Origin of the sequence: Bradyrhizobium sp. Ghvi (assembly GCF_900115265.1) — a bacterium.
Taxonomy (GTDB): Bacteria; Pseudomonadota; Alphaproteobacteria; order Rhizobiales; family Xanthobacteraceae; genus Bradyrhizobium.
The window spans coordinates 82,176-99,895 of sequence record NZ_FOVU01000002.1 but is presented as its reverse complement, the minus strand read 5'-3'; the positions used below and the strand labels follow the sequence as shown (position 1 = coordinate 99,895).

At 61.0% G+C, this 17,720-nt stretch carries 15 protein-coding genes and 1 tRNA gene; 4 read left to right on the top strand and 12 right to left on the bottom strand.

Annotated features, from left to right (window positions below; all coding sequences use genetic code 11):
• The first annotated feature begins 88 nt into the window (after nt 1–88).
• Nucleotides 89–2,296 (top strand): phage tail tape measure protein, encoded by a 2,208-nt coding sequence (locus BM374_RS07105; protein ID WP_143270157.1) that lies wholly within the window; start codon nt 89–91, stop codon nt 2,294–2,296.
• Nucleotides 2,297–2,304: 8 nt separating this feature from the next.
• Nucleotides 2,305–2,736: a hypothetical protein gene (locus BM374_RS07100; RefSeq protein WP_143270156.1), complete on the top strand. Its 432-nt coding sequence runs from the start codon at nt 2,305–2,307 to the stop codon at nt 2,734–2,736.
• A 917-nt stretch (nt 2,737–3,653) separates the two neighbouring features.
• Here BM374_RS07100 and BM374_RS07080 read toward each other — a convergent pair.
• The 9 genes from BM374_RS07080 to BM374_RS07040 form a co-directional block, all read right to left on the bottom strand.
• The gene (locus BM374_RS07080; RefSeq protein WP_092290460.1) at nt 3,654–3,875 is read right to left on the bottom strand and encodes a hypothetical protein; all 222 of its coding nucleotides are present in this window, start codon (nt 3,873–3,875) and stop codon (nt 3,654–3,656) included.
• A 30-nt stretch (nt 3,876–3,905) separates the two neighbouring features.
• Nucleotides 3,906–4,703 (bottom strand): hypothetical protein, encoded by a 798-nt coding sequence (locus BM374_RS07075; protein WP_092290458.1) that lies wholly within the window; start codon nt 4,701–4,703, stop codon nt 3,906–3,908.
• 23 nt (nt 4,704–4,726) lie between these two features.
• Entirely contained in the window at nt 4,727–5,866 is a 1,140-nt protein-coding gene (locus BM374_RS07070; RefSeq protein WP_092290456.1) for a hypothetical protein, read from the bottom strand.
• Between the two features lie 30 nt (nt 5,867–5,896).
• Nucleotides 5,897–6,451, bottom strand: coding sequence for a PIN domain-containing protein (locus BM374_RS07065; protein WP_092290454.1), 555 nt, complete (start codon nt 6,449–6,451; stop codon nt 5,897–5,899).
• Nucleotides 6,438–7,211 carry a hypothetical protein gene (locus BM374_RS07060; protein ID WP_092290453.1) on the bottom strand — a complete coding sequence of 258 codons (774 nt, stop codon included), beginning with the start codon at nt 7,209–7,211 and terminating at the stop codon, nt 6,438–6,440. The genes BM374_RS07065 and BM374_RS07060 overlap by 14 nt, the downstream gene beginning before the upstream one ends.
• Nucleotides 7,212–7,341: 130 nt before the next feature.
• Nucleotides 7,342–8,130 (bottom strand): hypothetical protein, encoded by a 789-nt coding sequence (locus tag BM374_RS07055; RefSeq protein ID WP_092290451.1) that lies wholly within the window; start codon nt 8,128–8,130, stop codon nt 7,342–7,344.
• A 199-nt stretch (nt 8,131–8,329) separates the two neighbouring features.
• Nucleotides 8,330–8,405: transfer RNA gene (locus BM374_RS07050), tRNA-Lys, on the bottom strand.
• Between the two features lie 313 nt (nt 8,406–8,718).
• Nucleotides 8,719–11,379 (bottom strand): glycosyltransferase, encoded by a 2,661-nt coding sequence (locus BM374_RS07045; RefSeq protein WP_092290449.1) that lies wholly within the window; start codon nt 11,377–11,379, stop codon nt 8,719–8,721.
• Nucleotides 11,380–11,590: 211 nt separating this feature from the next.
• Nucleotides 11,591–12,184, bottom strand: coding sequence for a beta-1-3, beta-1-6-glucan biosynthesis protein (locus tag BM374_RS07040; protein ID WP_092290447.1), 594 nt, complete (start codon nt 12,182–12,184; stop codon nt 11,591–11,593).
• 328 nt (nt 12,185–12,512) lie between these two features.
• Here BM374_RS07040 and BM374_RS07035 point away from each other — a divergent pair, with 328 nt between their 5' ends.
• Entirely contained in the window at nt 12,513–14,072 is a 1,560-nt protein-coding gene (locus BM374_RS07035) for a glycoside hydrolase family 17 protein (protein WP_092290445.1), read from the top strand.
• Here the strand turns inward: BM374_RS07035 and BM374_RS07030 are convergent.
• Nucleotides 14,032–14,412 (bottom strand): hypothetical protein, encoded by a 381-nt coding sequence (locus tag BM374_RS07030; protein WP_092290443.1) that lies wholly within the window; start codon nt 14,410–14,412, stop codon nt 14,032–14,034. The two genes, BM374_RS07035 and BM374_RS07030, sit on opposite strands and share 41 nt — an antisense overlap.
• A gap of 92 nt (nt 14,413–14,504) precedes the next feature.
• Complete coding sequence (locus BM374_RS07025) at nt 14,505–15,908, bottom strand: hypothetical protein (protein ID WP_092290441.1); 1,404 nt, start codon at nt 15,906–15,908, stop codon at nt 14,505–14,507.
• Between the two features lie 176 nt (nt 15,909–16,084).
• Between BM374_RS07025 and glmU the strand changes: the two genes are divergently transcribed.
• On the top strand, nt 16,085–17,440 hold the full coding sequence (gene glmU / locus BM374_RS07020) for a bifunctional UDP-N-acetylglucosamine diphosphorylase/glucosamine-1-phosphate N-acetyltransferase GlmU (protein ID WP_092290439.1): 1,356 nt from the start codon (nt 16,085–16,087) through the stop codon (nt 17,438–17,440).
• A gap of 18 nt (nt 17,441–17,458) precedes the next feature.
• Here glmU and BM374_RS07015 read toward each other — a convergent pair whose 3' ends face one another.
• Entirely contained in the window at nt 17,459–17,677 is a 219-nt protein-coding gene (locus BM374_RS07015) for a hypothetical protein (RefSeq protein WP_092290437.1), read from the bottom strand.
• Nucleotides 17,678–17,720: the final 43 nt, after the last annotated feature.

Here is a 17,720-nt window from a genome sequence, read left to right as displayed (position 1 = left end):
CGATGCGGCTGCACAAGTTAATGCGATACGCCGATCTATTCGCGGACTTTGACAAGTTCCTCCGCGACCAAACTAAGGGGATGGGGAAGTGAGCAATCCTTCCGTTACAGCAACAATTTCAGCGAACGATCTCGCGAGCCCGAAGGTGCGCGAGCTAATCGCGACGTTGAAGCAAGCTGAGAAGGCCGCCAAGGAATTGGACGGCGGCAATCTTGGCGGCAAGTATGCCAACAGCTTCAATCAGGCAAACGCGGCAGCGCAGAAGCATCTTGGAATCCTGCATCAGGTTCACGCAGCGCATAAAGCCATTGCAGCCACCGTCGCGGGCTACGCCGCGATGAAGATGGTGCACGGCGGCGTTGATGCCATCAAGCACGCGCTGCCCTACCTGCGGGAAGACACGTCCATCAGGGCGCGGACCGGATACAGCGAGTCCGATATGGCCGCGCTGCGGAAGCAGCAAAACGAGCTTGCTTCACTTTATGGCGCTACGGTCGAGGCGACCCAAAAGGCCCATGAGACCTTCGGCCGCTTGAAGTACAACGCGGCGACCAATCTTGCGATCACGCGTCCCACAGCTATCGGCGCGAAAGCGATGGGCGTTACGCCCGAACAGAACGCTGAGCTGATGGAGTCGATGATCTCTCAGTATGGCGTTCATTTCGACAGCCCGGCCGACGCTCAGCGGAAAGCGACACACCTTAACGACCTTGCGGCCGTGGCGACGAAGAAATCGAACATGACGTTCGAGGACGTGAAGGAGTTCACAAAATACAGTGCGGCGGCTGCGAACGCGGCCGGTGTTTCGCACGAGGTCAACCTTGCAATGGGTATGGCTTTGCGTCGTGGCGGCATCGTGGGCTCTGAGGCCGGGGTATTCGCACGCCAGCTCTACGCCAGAGAGATGGCCCCCACGCGGAAGGGACGGGAGGTCCTGGCACAGAACGGAATCAATATCGACGACTTCGCCTCGCACGGCCTTGTGAGCGGCGAGGGCCTCAGCGACAAGATGGCCCGGACGTTCGGGAAGCGACTTAGCAAGGAAGCGATTGCGCAGATCAATAGCGAGCTTGAAGAGCATGGCGACGAGATTCTGTCTGATCGCGGCAAGTACGCCGAGATGGTGGCGAAGGCCGCTGAGAAGAGCGGAGACAAGCTCTCGAAGACCGATCAGCGCAACCTAACTCGGGCGGCTAACGAGTACTTCGACTTTACGAAGCAGGGCTTCAAGGGCGAGGCGCTGCTTAATCGCATCATTGAGTCCGGCAATCCGATGCTGATGCAGGCGTTCCTTGGCGACAAGCAAGGGGCGCGCGGCGTCGCGCTGTTGCAGGAGCGGGACAAGTTCGCTGAAGCGAAGGGCGACCTGGGGCACGCGGATGGCTACGCTCAGAAAGTGGCCGATGAGATGAACCGAGGCTTGGCGGCTGCGGTCGATAGGCTCAGTGCTTCGGCTGAGGCGATGTCCAATACAATGGTGAAGGCGAACGAAGGCTGGTTGACCGGCCTCACCAATGCAGCCACGACCGCCACGACCGCGCTTACCAATTTGAGCCCTGAGGCCCAAAAGGCCGCTGGCATCTTTGCGGGCATCGCGACCGTGGCTGCTGGCGGCGGGCTCGCCTACAGCATGGTGACGTTCATTGGGAGCGTCAATTCCGCGTCGGCTGCACTTCAGGTTCTCGCAGGGCGGGCGGCCGTATCGGGCGCTGCGCCGCCCGTCACTGCGCTTCCAGTGGCAGGAACGGCCTTGGGGCTGGGCGCCTTGGCGACAGCGGGAGCAGTAGGCGCGGCCGGGCTGTACATGCGGCAAAAGCAAATCGACAGCATGTCTGACGACCAGCTCGACGACGTGATTGCCGACTGGACCAACCCGGATGTTGCGGTCTACGCGGCGGGCCGAAAGAAGCGAAGCATATGGGATGATCTGCCCGTTCCGCAGCCGGGCCGGTTCGACAGGTTTCAGCCGACGATGCTGGACAGCCCCTCAAGCCGATACCTTCGGGAGGGCGGTGATGGCGGCATGATGTCGGGCGGTTGGCAGGACTCCATTCGTTCGCTTGGGCAGTCGAGCGGCTTCAAGGATGTCAGTGTATCGGGCACGGTCACTGGATCAGCCGAGCTGCATCAGAACCTGCAACTCGAAGTCCGGCCGACTTCGTACTTCGAGTCTTTGATCAAGCGCGCGGAGAACGTCTCGACGATCTCGCTCAACGGGCGGCTTGGAACAAGTATGCAAGGTCCCGGCGACAACGCCACAAAACCGAGCCAAGGCGCGGCATTGGGCGGACAATAGGAAGAGAGATGTTATTTCCAGATTCGAACAACTGGCGCGCTGCCATGCAGGAGGTCAGCGCCGCGATAGATGACAGCATGGGTGAGTTGGTAGAAGTTACCCCTTACGCTGGCACGCCAGTACCAAACTTCCCCGCTGTGCCCGATCCGTCGAAGGCGGTGACGGTCACGGCGGTTTTCACCAATAGGGCGGAGCAGGTAATCATGGGCGAGAACAGTGGCCGGATTGCTTCCGGCCATTCAATCAGTCCGATTGTCAGCACGTCGAAGCCCGTCTTTTCGTTTGGCTACGGCGTGCTGCCGTTTCCGCTCAGTCAGGGTTATCGCATCATGCGACTTTGCGACCGCTCGCTGTACGAAATCAAAGACGTGCAAGATGATGGCGTTTCCCGCATCGCTGCTCCGGTCGTGATGCTCGGCAGGGCAAGGGAGGCTCGATAGTGGTGGAGCGCATCCAATACGCGCCGCGCCAAGGCGCAACGTATGAGCCTTCTCTAGATATCTTGGTCCCAGCGCTCGCGCGGCTGCGCGAGTGTGAGACCTCGCTTGACGCCCTTGTGCTGATCGACTCGTTGCCGGACATGATCTTGCCCGGCTTGGCCTATGTGGCGTCGCGCCGACAGTACATTCCGCACGCCGCGGTTCAGGCGGTCGTCTGCTATTGTGGCGATAGATTCTTGGAAAGATGCCTCGGGCGAAGGCGGTCGCAAGAGTTGTTGAAGCGCTACCCGAAACGCGTAGCGCTCTCGGGCCTTGTTCGATACGACGGCTGAAGCTGTGAGATTCGTAACCTACATCTAATACCAAACGCCATTGCCTTCGAAATAAATGCTTTGACGGCAATCGGCGTCTTTGCAACAGACGAGACGCATCATTGTTTGGGGCAAGAGGGCAATGCAACTAATCGCTACAAGGCACTACCACGATTGTAATCCAGTCACGCTTGAAGAGTTCGAGCTACAGGACCGCATGTACCGTAAGTCTGACGTTGACTTCGTCCTGAGAGTGGCTGGCGAGTTGCCGGGCGACCCGCCAGTCGAACAGTCTTACAGTCTTGAAGAAGTATTCGCGTGGCTACAGGATTGTTCATGGCAGATCAAACGGACAGTAATCGAGAAGACCTAGCTCGGCTCATGGAGCTGGTAGTCACGCGTCACATATGGGGGCGGGGCTTAACTGCGGAGCAGATGCAAGACACCCTTGCGTCTGCTCTCGACGAAGGCCGCCGTCATCTCGTTCGCGTCCGTAAGGGTCAAGACGGCCAGATAGAAATTCAGTTTAAGGCTGAGCTAGGTGACGTGGGGCACGCTTTCGTCGATGCATCAAAGCGTGCTCCGAGCAATCGGCCTAGCTGAGTGTTATGGGACGCGCTGCCACTCGGCGATGTCCTCCGGGATGCCCATCTCAGAGGGGTCGCCAGCGGATGGCCAGAAGGATGTTCCGTTAGCCAAATCTTCTGCTGCCGCAGCGGGCGAGGCGTAGTTTCCTAACGCTTCACCATCGAACATAAGAGCGAAGCCTTTTGGGGCCGGAATAATCTGAGCCTGATCGGCGCGAGTTCTATAGACCCATTTCACCATTTGTGCGTTCCGCCCTTCCAGCGTAGATGCTCAGAGATACAACCCGATTTCGTTCTGGAATGTTGCATCAGACCGAGCATAACGCGAGCTGATCTTGCCATCGTCATGGACAAAGAACGAATACACGCCGTATTCGTCCGTTTTCTTTAGGTGGATGCCGTAGCGAACATCAGCATAGGACGGAAGATGAAACACGCCTATTTGCTGATCTTCGTAATCGTGCATTTGGGAATCTGACTGTTCGGCCACTCTACGCGCCAGATAGTATTTGTCGACGGCGTCATTGAGCGAGGCCCTGAACGTCTGGTCCTTCAATTCTTGCATGCAGCGTCGAAAGCTCTTCTCGTCGTCTTCCGGGAAAACAGGTCTGTACGAACGCCCGTCTTGTATTCTCCCGAGGATCAAAAATTTCGAGATGTCGAGATAGGCGTCGGAAAGCTCGCCCTCTTCGCCCCAAAGCGGCTCGCCGCTGTACGGGACAAAATGCTTCGTGCCGATTTTGTCGAAGTCTTCATATACAGGGTACTTGTGCGTGAGGGCGGCCAGCTCAGCTTGGACGCGCGCCTTGTCAGCCTTCAGCATCTCGCGCTCTTGTGCTTGCGCTTTTCGGTAGAGCGCAATCATCCTGTCCGGATTATCGCGGGCGATGATGTTCGCCAACTCCCGTTGCAGCACCTCAAGGTATCGGTCGTTTGCCTCATCGGCTGCTGAGGCCTTTCGGTCGGCTGTGCGGACCAGTGAACCGAGCGCGGCCTTTTGAGATTGGCGGCCAATGTAGATGCCGACAGCCAATGCGGCGGCCGCTATGATGAAGGCTGAAAAATCCATTTTCCATCCGAAGGCGCAGAAATTTATCGCTGCTTGTAGGGCTCGACGTACGGGTATTCCTTCCGAAGCATGTCTATGATTTTGCCATACTGAAAGCTGAAATCCCGGCTTAGCATTTCCTCCTCAAAGGCTTGGCGCTGATCGCGGCCGAAGAGAATGCTACGGTTGCGGATTGCCGCGAGAACGAAGGCGCTGCCGTCGCGCTCAAATGATGTCCGCATCTCTTTTACGGTTAGCTTGCTGTTTCCGTAGTAGGCAGCTCGCATCGCAACGTCATTTGATTTCGACGCGGCCCGCATCTCATTGTCCTTCAACGCCGTTCCGTAGAGTGAGGCGATGACACAGCGGAATTCGTCCGTCATCGAAACGTTCTCAGCAAACAACCCCGTCCTTTCTTCATCACTTCTGTCCCTGATGTCGAGTGACACCCATCGCTGCAAAATATCTTGCAGTCGCTCAGTCCGGGCAACGTGCAAGGGGTTCAGATTGTTGAGAAGATCAAAGAGAACCGTTCTCCAGAGTGGGCTTACTGGCGCGGTTTCGACAAGCTGTAGGATCGCATTATGAATGCGGAAGTGCCCCAAGTCGGGACTGTAATCGTCGTCATCGTTGGTGTTTAGGCGTTCGTTCTCGCGCGAACAATGGACCAGCGTCGCGAGGCGTTGATCCGGCACGCTCGCGAATGCTCCTTCTCGCTTGTATAGCTGCTCCAACAGTTTGTCGGACACCGCAGGATTTCGAACGAGAGTTTCCGCCAGACCGTATTCGCTCTCTCCTAATATATGCTCGAATTCGTCGTCGCCGATCAGCTCGCGAGGGAAGTCAAAAATCAAGTGCGCCTTCTGTATCGTCGCATTGGAAAGGCAGCCGAGCAAAAGACCACGGCGATATATTTCGTCAGCTTTGTCCGCTGGGGCTCCGCGACCGTGATTATACAGCGCGACAAAGACGCTCTTGTCGGTGCAGTAGCAGGCGAGACCCAGATTGATCAGCGGCTGACCACGTTCGATCAACAGCGGTTCAATGCCGTCTGATCCCGACATGAGCAGGCTTGTACGTATCTCTTTGGAGATGTCCCTCAATTCCGAGAAGACCTGATCGGGACTTGCCGACAAGAGCCTTGCATCGCGCGTAAGTTTGAGTTGGTGGTCATCCCACGACATTCGGCCGCCCCCTTGTTCGTTTTGTTTTTTTTATTGTTGATCCGGGAGGCTATCGGCGGCCGGTTCGAGTTCTAAACTGAGCTGAGCCTTTTCAGGCGGCAAGGGTAAATCAGACAAGCTGATGACCTTGATCTTCGCGAGCGCCCCAAGCGTGGCAACGTCTCCATCGTCGGAATAAATTTCGGTCGCGCCGTGAACCCTCGCGATGGCGACAATCTGACGGTCAACTTTCACCTTCTGCCATGGCGCTTTGCTGTTGCCGCGCTTGTTTCCGTTTGCAAGCGCTGCGCGCAGCATCGCTGCGGCTTCCAGAGCAGCGCGGGTATCAAATGGCTCGATTGCGAACACAGCGTATTTCTGCAAGTCCTCTACGATTTTCTGAGAGGCTTCCGGCCCGGCCGTGACTAGGGCCTCGCTAAGCGCGGGCGTCGGTATGATGATTTTCGATTTGTCCTGACTCAGCCGGTGCACCAAGTACTGGATTCTATCCCGAGGGCGGACGATGGGGGCACCGTCCGCGCCATTGGGAACGCGGGTACCAGGGCGCAGTAGCAGTAAGAGATTAGTGGAATCAATGACCACCATTCTTGCTGCCTCCCGGTCCCTTTCGCATATCGATCAGCTCCTGATACGCGTCGTCTCCCCATTCCGTGGGGATGTCGCGTAGGGCGGCGAGCGCGTCGGTAAGCTGTGTCTCGCGGAGAGCCTCAAAGCTTTCCACCCGGAAGTTCTCAAGTGTCCAAGTGCCATCCGCATCGCGAGTCCACTTGCCCTTGCCGAACAGTCGCACAGGCTCAAAGAGCTTGGCTCCGAGCTGTTTTGCTATCGCGCGCGTAGTTTCGCAGCCGCTTATTTGTTGAGTTTCGGATTGCAGCGTTATGTGGATGGAGCTGTCTTTGCCGCGAATGCCGGTGACAATGCCATCAATCGAGCCTTGCTGTTTAACGGTGAACTTTTCCTCGGCTACGTCGCGGCCGGGAAAGCGGACAACAACCCCCCGGGGCGCGGCGTCACGCAGCACGCCGACCGCATTGTCAGCCCTAAGAAGCTTGTTCAGGTTGTTGAACGCCCGCTGAGTATCACCGCTAGCATCCCCCGCGCGTACGGCTACCACGCGTGCGCGGACCTTAGGCATTGCCTCCCGGTCCACACGCGCATTTAGGATTGTGCTGCCCTTCGTGAGGCCCCGAAAGTGCACCGCGTCCCGCTCGCCGAGCAAGGTCGCTAATTCGGCCATGTACTGAGCTAGCCGTCCCATTGGCATGGTGGCCGGGCTATAGGCGTCAATCCTGAACTGATATTCGCTACCCTGCGGACGGGGCGCTTTGTTCGGGGGCTTTGCCATTGGCGTCAACTCTTTATGGGTTGCGCATCAGTAAAGCAGAGCAGCTTTGATAATACTACCAGTGCGGGCGCAAACTTTCGTCCGGCCGGTGAAGGTCGTGCCCTGGGGCTGAGCGCTTCCCCGGCTCCGCCTAGCTGAACTTCAACGCGATTAGACCCAAGACGACGCCTGCCACGGCAAGCGCCAGCGCGACTATCTTGTTTTCGGCTAGCCACTGCACGACGCCGTGTAGCTTCCCGCCATGCATCTCCCACCAGGTCGTGTTGGTTTTAAGCTGTCGATCCGCCGTTCTGCCAAAGAGGTTGCTGACAACGTCCACCTTGCTCAGCGTGGATTGGTGCAGGCCAACATAATTTCGGTTCTCAAAAGCTTCCGCTTCCTGCTTGCCGCTCAGAAAATTGAGAGGTGAGATATGATTCTGCTCTAGGAGCGTCTCCAATCTGGGGTGCCCGGTATAGCCCGGGCCATAGATGTCTATGAGCAACCGGGCGAGGTCGAATTTCCGGTCGTCATCGATGATTTTGGGTTCGCCTTTCAGGACGCGGTAGCGGTGCTCAATGGCCGCAAAACCATAGTTGATGTCCCGCATGTTCCAGTGGATGTATTTCATCCCCTTGTGGCTGCCCACATGCTCAAAGAAGGCGTCGAGCATCATGCGTTCGAGCTTGTCATAGCTCGCCTCAATCTCGGCAAAGGGGATGCCCTCTCGCTCCGCCACCTGATGAATCGAGAATGACAACGTCTGGCCGGTGTCCAATTTGCGGACGGCAACAGAGGTGATGCGAGGCGATGCCCCGTTGGGTCGGTCGTAGAAGCTTTCGCAGGAATAATGGATCACCGACACGTTTTCCGCGTCGGACGCTAAATCATCAATTGCTGCCCACGCAGCCCGTTGCCTCTTAGGATTTGGTGCGGTCATTCAGTTTGCCCGTCCGTTCCGGTCAGCTCGACGCGGCGACTCAGATAGCCCCGACGCCGCCTGTTTCTGCCTGAACATGCGCAAAGTTGTACATCTTTGTTCGGGAAGTTTGTTACCCCTGCGTTACCCGAAGGTCACGAAAGGTCTAGGCACCGTGATTTAATTTTCGATATACTATAAGTATTTTCAGGGGCTTACTTGGTGAGCGCGCTGGGGCTCGAACCCAGGACCCCGTGATTAAAAGTCACGTGCTCTACCGGCTGAGCTACGCGCTCCCATGGCCGCTGATGGCTTTACGGTCGATCGCCATCGTCTTCGGACATTCGAGAAGCATGTCTTGCCGCTTCGGCTCGCGTCGCGGGGAAAACCGGCTGTTTCCGGATCATGCTTTCGGCCCGCGCTGTGTAGGGGGATGGGGCGCTGAGGTCAATAGCAGGGATGGCTGCCAAAACACACGGCAGTGGAGCGGATTTTATTGTCACTTCCGAAGCTTAGGGCGGAGTTTTGAACTTGTTTGGCGGACTGTCATCCACGTCCAAAGACCTCGTGACTTTGATCACGAGGCCTAACCGCGTGAAATCCATCCCGTCAGTTCGCCTCCCGCCGCACCTCGCTCGGCACCGGCTGCGCATTGCCTGATGTCGGCAGGGCGACGGGGCGCAGGCCGATCAGCTCGGCGGTGCGGATCGCGCTGTCGCGCCAGAACTGGAACGAGTTGATGCGGCTGAGCTCGAGGATGGCGATGGCGACGGCGGCCAGGAACGGCAGGCTTTGCAGCACCAGGACGCCTGCGAAGATATAGATCTCGGTGATCTGCCGGGAGCTGTTGGAGGCGATCAGCACGCCGGCGCCGACCAGGAGCAGGGTGCCGATAACGGCCTCCCAGAACGCCTGGAACTCGATCGACATCCTCGACAGGCCACCCTTGGACGTGCGGGCGAACGCGATGTGCTCGGTGATCAGGCCCTGCGCGACCGCACGCGAGACCGTCCATTGCACGCTCATCGCCGCGACCATTGCACCCAGCATCTGGCCCGGTTTGATCGCGACGCGCGCGCGGTACATCGACAGGAAGTGCACCAGCGAGACGATGAAGGCGCCGATGATCGGCAGCGTCAAAATCTTGTCGGGGATCGCGATGTCGGCGAACGCGACGATCGGCACCCAGACGAGATTGAGGAGCGCGACGACGACGCCGAGGCTCTCGGCCCCGAGCCAGTTCAGCCAGCCCAGGCCGTATTCGCGCTTTTGGTCTGATGTCAGCCGGCTCCTTCCGGGCAGGAATTGCCGCCAGTGCTTCTTCACGATCTGGAGGCCGCCATAGGCCCAGCGGTGGCGCTGCTTCTTGAAAGCCTCGTAGGTGTCGGGGAGCAGCCCCTTACCGTAGCGGTGATTGGTGTAATGCGTGGTCCAGCCGAGCTCCTGGATCGCAAGGCCGAGATCCGAGTCTTCGCAGATCGTGTCGGAGGACCAGCCGCCGGCCATGTCCATCGCGGCGCGGCGGATCAGGCACATCGTGCCGTGCACGATGACGGCGTTGAGCTCGTTGCGCTGGACCATGCCGATGTCGAAGAAGCCGGCATATTCGCCGTTCATGATGTAGTGCATGATCGACAGGTCGCCGTCGCGGTGCTCCTGGGGCGCCTGAACGAGGCCAACGCGCGGATCGGCGAAAGCAGGCACGAGGTCCTTCAACCAGTCCGGCTCGACGACATAGTCGGCATCGAGGATGCCAATGATCTCGGCATCGACGGCGGTACGGTCCATCGCGATGCGCAGCGCGCCGGCCTTGAAGCCCTGCACCTTTTCGGCGTTGATGAACTTGAAACGTTCACCGAGCGCGCGGCAATGGTCCTGGATCGGCTGCCAGAACGCAGGATCCGGCGTGTTGTTGATGATGACGACGCATTCGTAGTTCGGATAGTCGAGCCGCGACAGCGCATCGAGCGTCTGCTTGAGCATCTCGACCGGCTCGAAATAGGCGGGGATATGGATCGAGACCTTGGGATAGTAGTTCTCGGGCACGTTCTCGACCGTTTTGCCCTTCGAAAGCAGACGCTGCGGCGGCCGGCCGAAGGCGACGGCTGCGATCTCGTCGACGCGGGCCATCGCGATGAGGACAAGGGGAACAAGGAGGATCATGCCGAGCGTCAGCGCGAAGGCCGAACCGAACAGGAAATAGTGGCCGTTCCAATAGGCGAACACGGTCGCAGCCCAGGCGCCGACGCCGTTGGCGGTGACCGCGAGCAGGAATGCCTGCGCGGCGGTCGGCTGCGGCAGCCGCATGATCGGCAATGACAGCAGGATGCCGACCAGCAGCGCGATCGTCATCAGCTTCCAATAGTCGGAATTCTCGACCGGACCCGTCCAGGCGAATTTCGGCTCGCGATTGGCGTTGAGGATCCCCCAGTAGGGGCCGACGCCGCCTTCGAAGAATTTCCAGGGCTGATCGATCGCCTCGACGATATTGTATTCCATGCCGAGAGCTTCCGCGCGGCTGACGAAGTTACGCAGGGTCAGCGCCTGCTGGAACTGGCCGGGATCTGCATTGCGCAAATTGTAGCCGGCACTCGGCCAGCCGAACTCGGCGATCACGATGCGCTTGCCGGGAAAGAGATTGCGCAGGAGGTTGTAGCGGTCCACGGCCTGGTCGACCGCCTGGTCCGATCGGAAGTTTTCCCAATAGGGCAGCACGTGAGCGGCGATGAAATCGACGCTGGAGGCAAGGTCCGGAAAATCGCGCCAGATGTTCCAGATCTCGCCCGTCGTGACGGGAACGCGGACCGCGCTCTTGACCTTCTTGATCTTGTCGATGAGGTCCTCGACCTTCTGCTCGCCGCGGAAGATCACCTCGTTGCCAACCACGATGCCGTTGACGTTGCTGTTCTTGCGGGCGAGCTCGATGGCAGCCTTGATCTCCCGCTCGTTGCGATCCTCGTCCTTGTCGATCCAGGCGCCGACCGTGACTTTGAGGCCGAACTCGGCGGCGATCGGCGGCACCAGCTCGTTGCCTTCCGTCGCGGAGTAGGACCGGATCGCTCGCGTGAGGGTCGAGAGCTTCTTCATGTCCGCGCGAATCTTGTCGGGGTCGACGTTGATGTCGACGACGTGTCCCGGTTCGAATGGCGTATAGGACAGACTCGGCAACAGCCCCTTGAAATCGGGCGCGGGTTCCTTGTCGCGCAGGACCCCCCAGACGCCGGCGTGGAGCACGGACACGAGCAACAGAACGGCGGCGACAACGCGCATCGCGGCTAAACCAAAAGGGGCTGAGGGGGCAGGGAAGCGGATCCGACCCCGAGATCCGACCAAGTCCGCGGCAAATGGAGCATACCTCTGCCGCACCGTTTCACAACTGTCATGGCCTCATGTCCTTATGAGGGCATGGCATTTTGGAAGCTGGCAGTGCCAACCGCCTCTATTGCCGATCGTTCCTGAACGGCAGCTGAAACGATCGCGACTATTTCTGGGGCGCGGGCGACGGGCTTGCCGCAGGCGCGGGACTTGCGGCGGGCTGGGGCTGCGCGTTGCCTGACGTGGGGGCCGGCGGCGCCGAGGCCGCAGCGGCTGCCTGCTGCGGCTGGGCAGCAGGATTGATCCAGCAAGCATGCACACGGCTGTCCAGGGTCTCGGCGACCTTGGGATCGATCTGCGCGCCAAAGCGGGTCAGGCAGCGGAACGCAGCCTGGATATGGCCGCCGGGGCAGCCGAACCGGTCATAGAGGTCGAGATGGCGGAACGCGGTATCGAGGTCGTCCCGCCACATCAGCCGCACCACGCGACGGCCGAGCCAGACGCATTCGGGGTTGCCGGCCGGGCCGTTGATGGCCTGGGCGGCTTCGGCGAACTCGTCAGTGCGGCGCTGGTTCTGGGCGGTCGCTTCCTTGGCGGCATCAGCGGGTTGGGCCGCAGTCTTGCCCTGATCGGGAGCCGGGGTGCCGCTCTGGGCGGAGGCACCGCCGAGGGTGGCCAGGAGCACAAGGGAGGAGACGGCCAAAGTGGCGGCGAACTGCCGCAGGACCGCATTTCGTGACTCGAACACCCGTCGCCGCATGAATTCCCCAATTTCTCAATGACCGCCCGCGGAAAGGGACCTCGCGGACGCGATGGTGATGGCGTCCAAATGGGTCTCCAATGCGGCGGAAAAGCCCTGCGGAATGCCATGGCCTGTATTTGGATTTTTGTCCAGCAAAGTCACGATCCTGCCTCGATGTCGAAGGGCCGCAGGTTAATTCGCCCGGCAGATGGTGGGACGGGCGCGGCGCCCCCTTGGCAGATGGCGTGCGAGCAGGTAATCGACGGCTCCTTCGCGGAGGACGGAACCAATTTCTCTTCGTACGCCCCTGGCGCTCCTGCTCGTCTCCCTGGGTGCAATTGCTGCCGTGTGGTGGTGGCTGGCCACGCCAATCACGCTTGCACGCGCGCCCATCGATCCCAATGACAAGGTTCAATGCGTCTCCTATGCGCCGTTCCGCGGCGAGCAGACGCCGCTGAACGCATGGACCCACATCGAGGCCGACCAGATCGAGCAGGACCTGCGCCAGCTCAAAGAGATCACCGACTGCGTGCGCACGTACTCCATTGAAAATGGCCTCGACCAGGTGCCGGCGGTCGCGACCAAGGTCGGAGGGCTGAAGGTGATCCAGGGCATCTGGCTCGGCAGCAACCGCGCCAAGAATTTTGCCCAGGTGGCGACCGCTATCCGCCTGACCAAGGAATTCCCCGACACCATCTCCGCGCTCGTGGTCGGCAACGAGGTGCTGCTGCGCGGAGAGATGACGACGCAGGATCTCATCGCGATCATTCGCTCGGTGAAGGCGCAGGTCACCGTGCCCGTGACCTATGCCGATGTCTGGGAGTATTGGCTGAAGAACCGCGAGGTCTATGACGCCGTCGACTTCATCACGATTCACATCCTGCCTTATTGGGAGGATATGCCGGTCAAGGCGAAATTCGCCTCTGCCCATGTCGAAGCGATCCGCGAGCGGATGGCGGTGGCGTTTCCCGGCAAGGAGATCCTGATCGGTGAGACCGGCTGGCCGAGTGAAGGCCGCATGCGCGAAGGTGCGCTGCCGTCCCGCACCAACCAGGCGCGCATCGTCTCGGAGATCCTGGCGCTGGCGAAGGCGCAGAAGTTTCGGGTCAACCTGATCGAGGCCTATGACCAGCCGTGGAAGCGGCGGCTCGAAGGTACGGTCGGAGGCTATTGGGGCCTGCTCGATTCGGTGCGGCGGCATCTGAAATATCCGCCGGGCGAGCCGATCAGCAACTTCCCCTTCTGGAAATGGTACATGGGGGCAGGCATGGGCCTCAGCGTACTGGTGTTCGCGGTTGCAGGCCTCACGCTGCGGCGCCGTCCCTGGACGCCGCGCTTCTCGGCCTGGCTCGGCGTCGGCATCTCGGCGACATCAGCGGGCATCCTGCTCGGAATCGCCGCCGACAAGATGTATTACGAGAGCTACGGCTGGGGCGGCTGGCTGCAATGGGGCGCGCTGCTGCTCGCCGGCATCCTTTCGCCGATCTTCTGTGCGCAGGCGCTCGTCATCGGCCGCAGCCTGCCGACTTTCCTCGACCTGCTCGGTCCGCGCGAGGGCCGGAAATGGTCGAAGCTCTCGGCCGTGCTCTGCCTGACCCTGGCGGTGACGTCGGTGATCGCGGCCGAGACCGCGCTCGGTTTCGTGTTCGATCCGCGCTACCGCGACTTCCCCTATGCCTCGCTGACGATGGCCGTTGTGCCGTTCGCACTGCTGATGCTGAATCGTCCTCAGATCGGCCTTCGCCCGATCGCGGAAGCGGTGTTCGCAGGGCTGCTGGCGCTGTCGGCGGCCTATGTGCTTCTGAACGAAGGCCGCGACAATTGGCAGGCGATGTGGACCTGCGCGATCTATCTCTTGTTCGCGCTCACGCTGTGGCGGGCGCGGGCCGAGCAAAGCCAAGGATGAGCAGGCCGATCGCAAGGCCCGACAGCACGATGTTGTAGAGCACGATGCCGAGCCCGGCTGCGACCACGCCGAGCGTGAGCAGCACGATCGAGGGGCGCATCAGGTTCAGCGTCGCGATCACCAGCGCGACGATGCCGAACACCGAATTCTTGAACAGGGACGTCGACACGGAGCGCGCCTTGCAGATCATGGTCTGCAGGCCGGCATCGCAGGCCAATGCCACCTGCGAGAACTCGATCGCGAGATAGCGCACATAGAGGGCCCAGCCGACGGTGACGAAACCGACGACGAGGAGAAACTGCACCTGATAGGGCGTAAGGCGGAACGGCTTTTTTGTCATGCGGGCAATATGGTCGCGAAGGGGAGAGGGAGCAACCGGCAAAGTCGATTTTCTGGTCCAACCCGCCGTCACAGGGCCGCTGGCGGTCAGCGCTATCGCCTGAAGAACGACGATATCGTCGAACTCGCCGACGAGGTCTCGGGCTTGGGGGCGACCGCCGCGGGCGGTGCCGCAGGTGGCGGCGCGGGCTCCTCGCGCTTCGACGCGCGCTTGGAAGAGTAGCCGCGGTGTCGCTGCGGCTTCTCGGGCTTTGCGCTCGGCGAGGGCACTGGCGCGGTTTCAGTTTTGGGGGCCACGTCCTCATTCTTCTCCGCGTTCTTCTCCTGAACACGGTCCTGAGACTTCTCTTGCCCCTTCTCCGATCCGCCGCGCATCGACAGGCGCTGGCCGTCGAACACCGTGGTCTCGCAATGGCGATCGTTCTCGGCGAGACCCGCGCAGAGTTTTGCCGCGGCGGCAGCGTTGATGAGGGGACCCGCGCCAAGGCGAAGCTGCATGCCGAGACCGGTGTTGCCTTCCTTGATCATGATGATCGGCCGGAGCGCCGCGATCTCCGGATTGGATTTGGAGAGGCCACGCCAGAGCGCGCGCAGGCCGTCGATCGAATTAGCGGCGCCAAGGTCGATGGCAAAGCGCGTCTGCTGGACGGAAATAGTAGGCGATTGGGCTTCAGCGGCGTCCGCCGGCTTGGCCGGCACCGCAGCGACTTCGGTCGGGGCGGGCGGCAGCTCGGGCTTCTTCTCGGTAGCCGTGTCGGTCTGATCTGGCTGAATTAGCTTCGATGCGGCGGGATCGGGCGGCGCCATGATCGATTTCGATGGCACCAGCGGAAGAATCGGCAGCGCCGACGTCGTCACTGGCGACTGCGGAACGAGCGAGGCCGCAGCAGCGGTCTGCGGCGGCGGACTCGGCTGAGCCTTGGCAGCCTCTTTCGAACTGTCCTTCGCATTTTCCTTGGTCTCCTTGCCGGCGCCTGTACGCGGCCTGTCGACGAGCGAGGCTGCGGTCGAGGCGACCGGTGCGACTTCAGGCACCGGAGCCGAGGGCGGCGTGGCGGCGACGGGCGTGTCCTGCGGTTTCGACTCGGACGCCGGTGGCGATGTTGCGGTCTGCTTCGCGATCGCACCAGTGACGGAATCGAGCCCTTGCTCGAGCACTGTGACGCGCGCATAGAGCCGGTCGCGATCGGCGTTCAGCGTCTCGATGGCAGAGGTGAGCCGGCGCGCTTCGAGCTGGCTTTCCCTGGTCATTGCCTGGAGCCGGTCGGCCTGGCGGGCGAGATCGGCGGAGGCGACCTGGTCGCGTCGCCAGTCGAACTGGGCCTGGTTGGCCATCACGGCGACCACGACAGCGCCGACCGCGGCCACACCCCACGAGCCCAGCCGCCACAGCAAGCGTCGATCGAACGAGCCTTCTTCGGCCAAAAGTCCGGAGAACAGTCCGCCGGTCTCCTTGTCGCCGAAGGCATCCGCCAGTGGGTCGGAATCCTTTGCCATGAACCTTGAGTGCCCAGCCCTGTCTGGCTTCCCCGAATCAATCAGGGAACATTAACAGGAAAACCCACGCGCACTTGAATTCCGGGCGTTTGCGGGGGTAGCAAGGCGACAGGTCGGGCGATACCGGCCCGCCCGCCGGTGTGACGATCGATTCGGCCTTATTTGACAGGATTGCGATGACTGCCCGCTCAAGTCTCACGATCGTTCTCGCCGCCGGCGAGGGCACGCGCATGCGATCGAACGTGCCGAAAGTGCTGCATCAGGTAGCTTCCCAGACCTTACTTGCCCATGTGCTCGGCGCCGCGCCGCAGGGAACCGGGACCGCGCTCGCGGTCGTGATCGGTCCGGATCACCAGGCTGTCGCGGATGAAGCGAAGCGGATCCGGCCCGATGCCCTTACCTTCGTGCAAAGCGAGAGGCTCGGGACCGCGCATGCGGTCCTGGCGGCGCGCGAGGCGATCGCGCGCGGCGTGGATGATCTCCTGATCGCGTTCGGCGACACCCCGCTGATCTCGGCCGAGACCTTTGCGCGGCTTCGCGCGCCGCTCGCCAAGGGCGCTGCGATCGCCGCGCTCGGCTTCCGTGCGGCGGATCCGACCGGCTATGGCCGCTTCATCGTCGAGGGCGACCGCCTGGTCGCGATCCGTGAGCAGGCCGATGCCAGCGCGGATGAGCGCAAGATCAATCTGTGCAATGCTGGCGTCATGGCGATCGACGGACGCCGCGCGCTCGCGATCCTGGACAAGATCGGCAATGCGAACTCGAAGGGCGAATATTATTTGACGGACGCCGTCGGCATCGTCCGTGAACAGGGATGGGAGTCCGTGGTGATCGAGACCAGCGAGGACGAGGTGCGCGGCATCAACACCAAGGCGCAGCTTGCGGAAGCGGAAAGCGTGATGCAGGCGCGATTGCGCAACGCCGCGATGGAGGCCGGTGTCACGCTGATCGCGCCCGAGACCGTCTATCTCGCCGCCGACACCGTGTTCGGCAAGGACGTCACCATCGAGCCGTTCGTGGTGATCGGCCCGGGCGTGTCGATTGCCGACGGCACCGTGATCCACTCGTTCTCGCACATCGTGCAGACGACGCTCGGCAAGAACGTCTCGATCGGTCCCTATGCGCGGCTTCGTCCCGGCACCTCGCTTGGCGACGGTGCGCGCATCGGCAATTTCGTCGAGACCAAGGCTGCGACGCTGGAGGCCGGCGTCAAGGTCAATCATCTCTCCTACATCGGGGACGCCACCGTCGGCGCCAATTCCAACATCGGCGCCGGCACCATCACCTGCAACTATGATGGGTTCAAGAAGCACAAGACGGTGATCGGGCAGGGCGCCTTTGTCGGCACCAATTCCTCGCTGGTCGCGCCGGTCAAGATCGGCAACGGCGCCTATATCGGCTCCGGCTCGGTCATCACGCGCGATGTGCCCGATGACGCGATGGCGCTGGAACGCAATCAGCAGACCATCAGGGAAGGCGGCGCGGCGCGCTATCGCGAGATGAAGACGGGCGGCAAGAAGCCGGCGAAGTAACCGGCGGAATCAGCAGCGCTATTCGTCGTCGGCGAATTCGGAGAAGATGGCGCGCGTCAGGCGCCAGCCGCGCGGCTTGGCGCGCTTCGCAGGCTCACCTTCCGGATGCTTGATGAAGACGGGCTTGTTTTCCTTGCCGCGCTGAGGCGGCGGCCAATGAGCCAGATGCGTGCCCTCGGTCTCGCTGGCGCGCAGATAGAGCGATGACAGACCTTTTCGGTCGGGCGTGGCTTTCATGGCCTTGATCTCCTGGCGGCGAATCGTTGGTCAAATTTGTTGA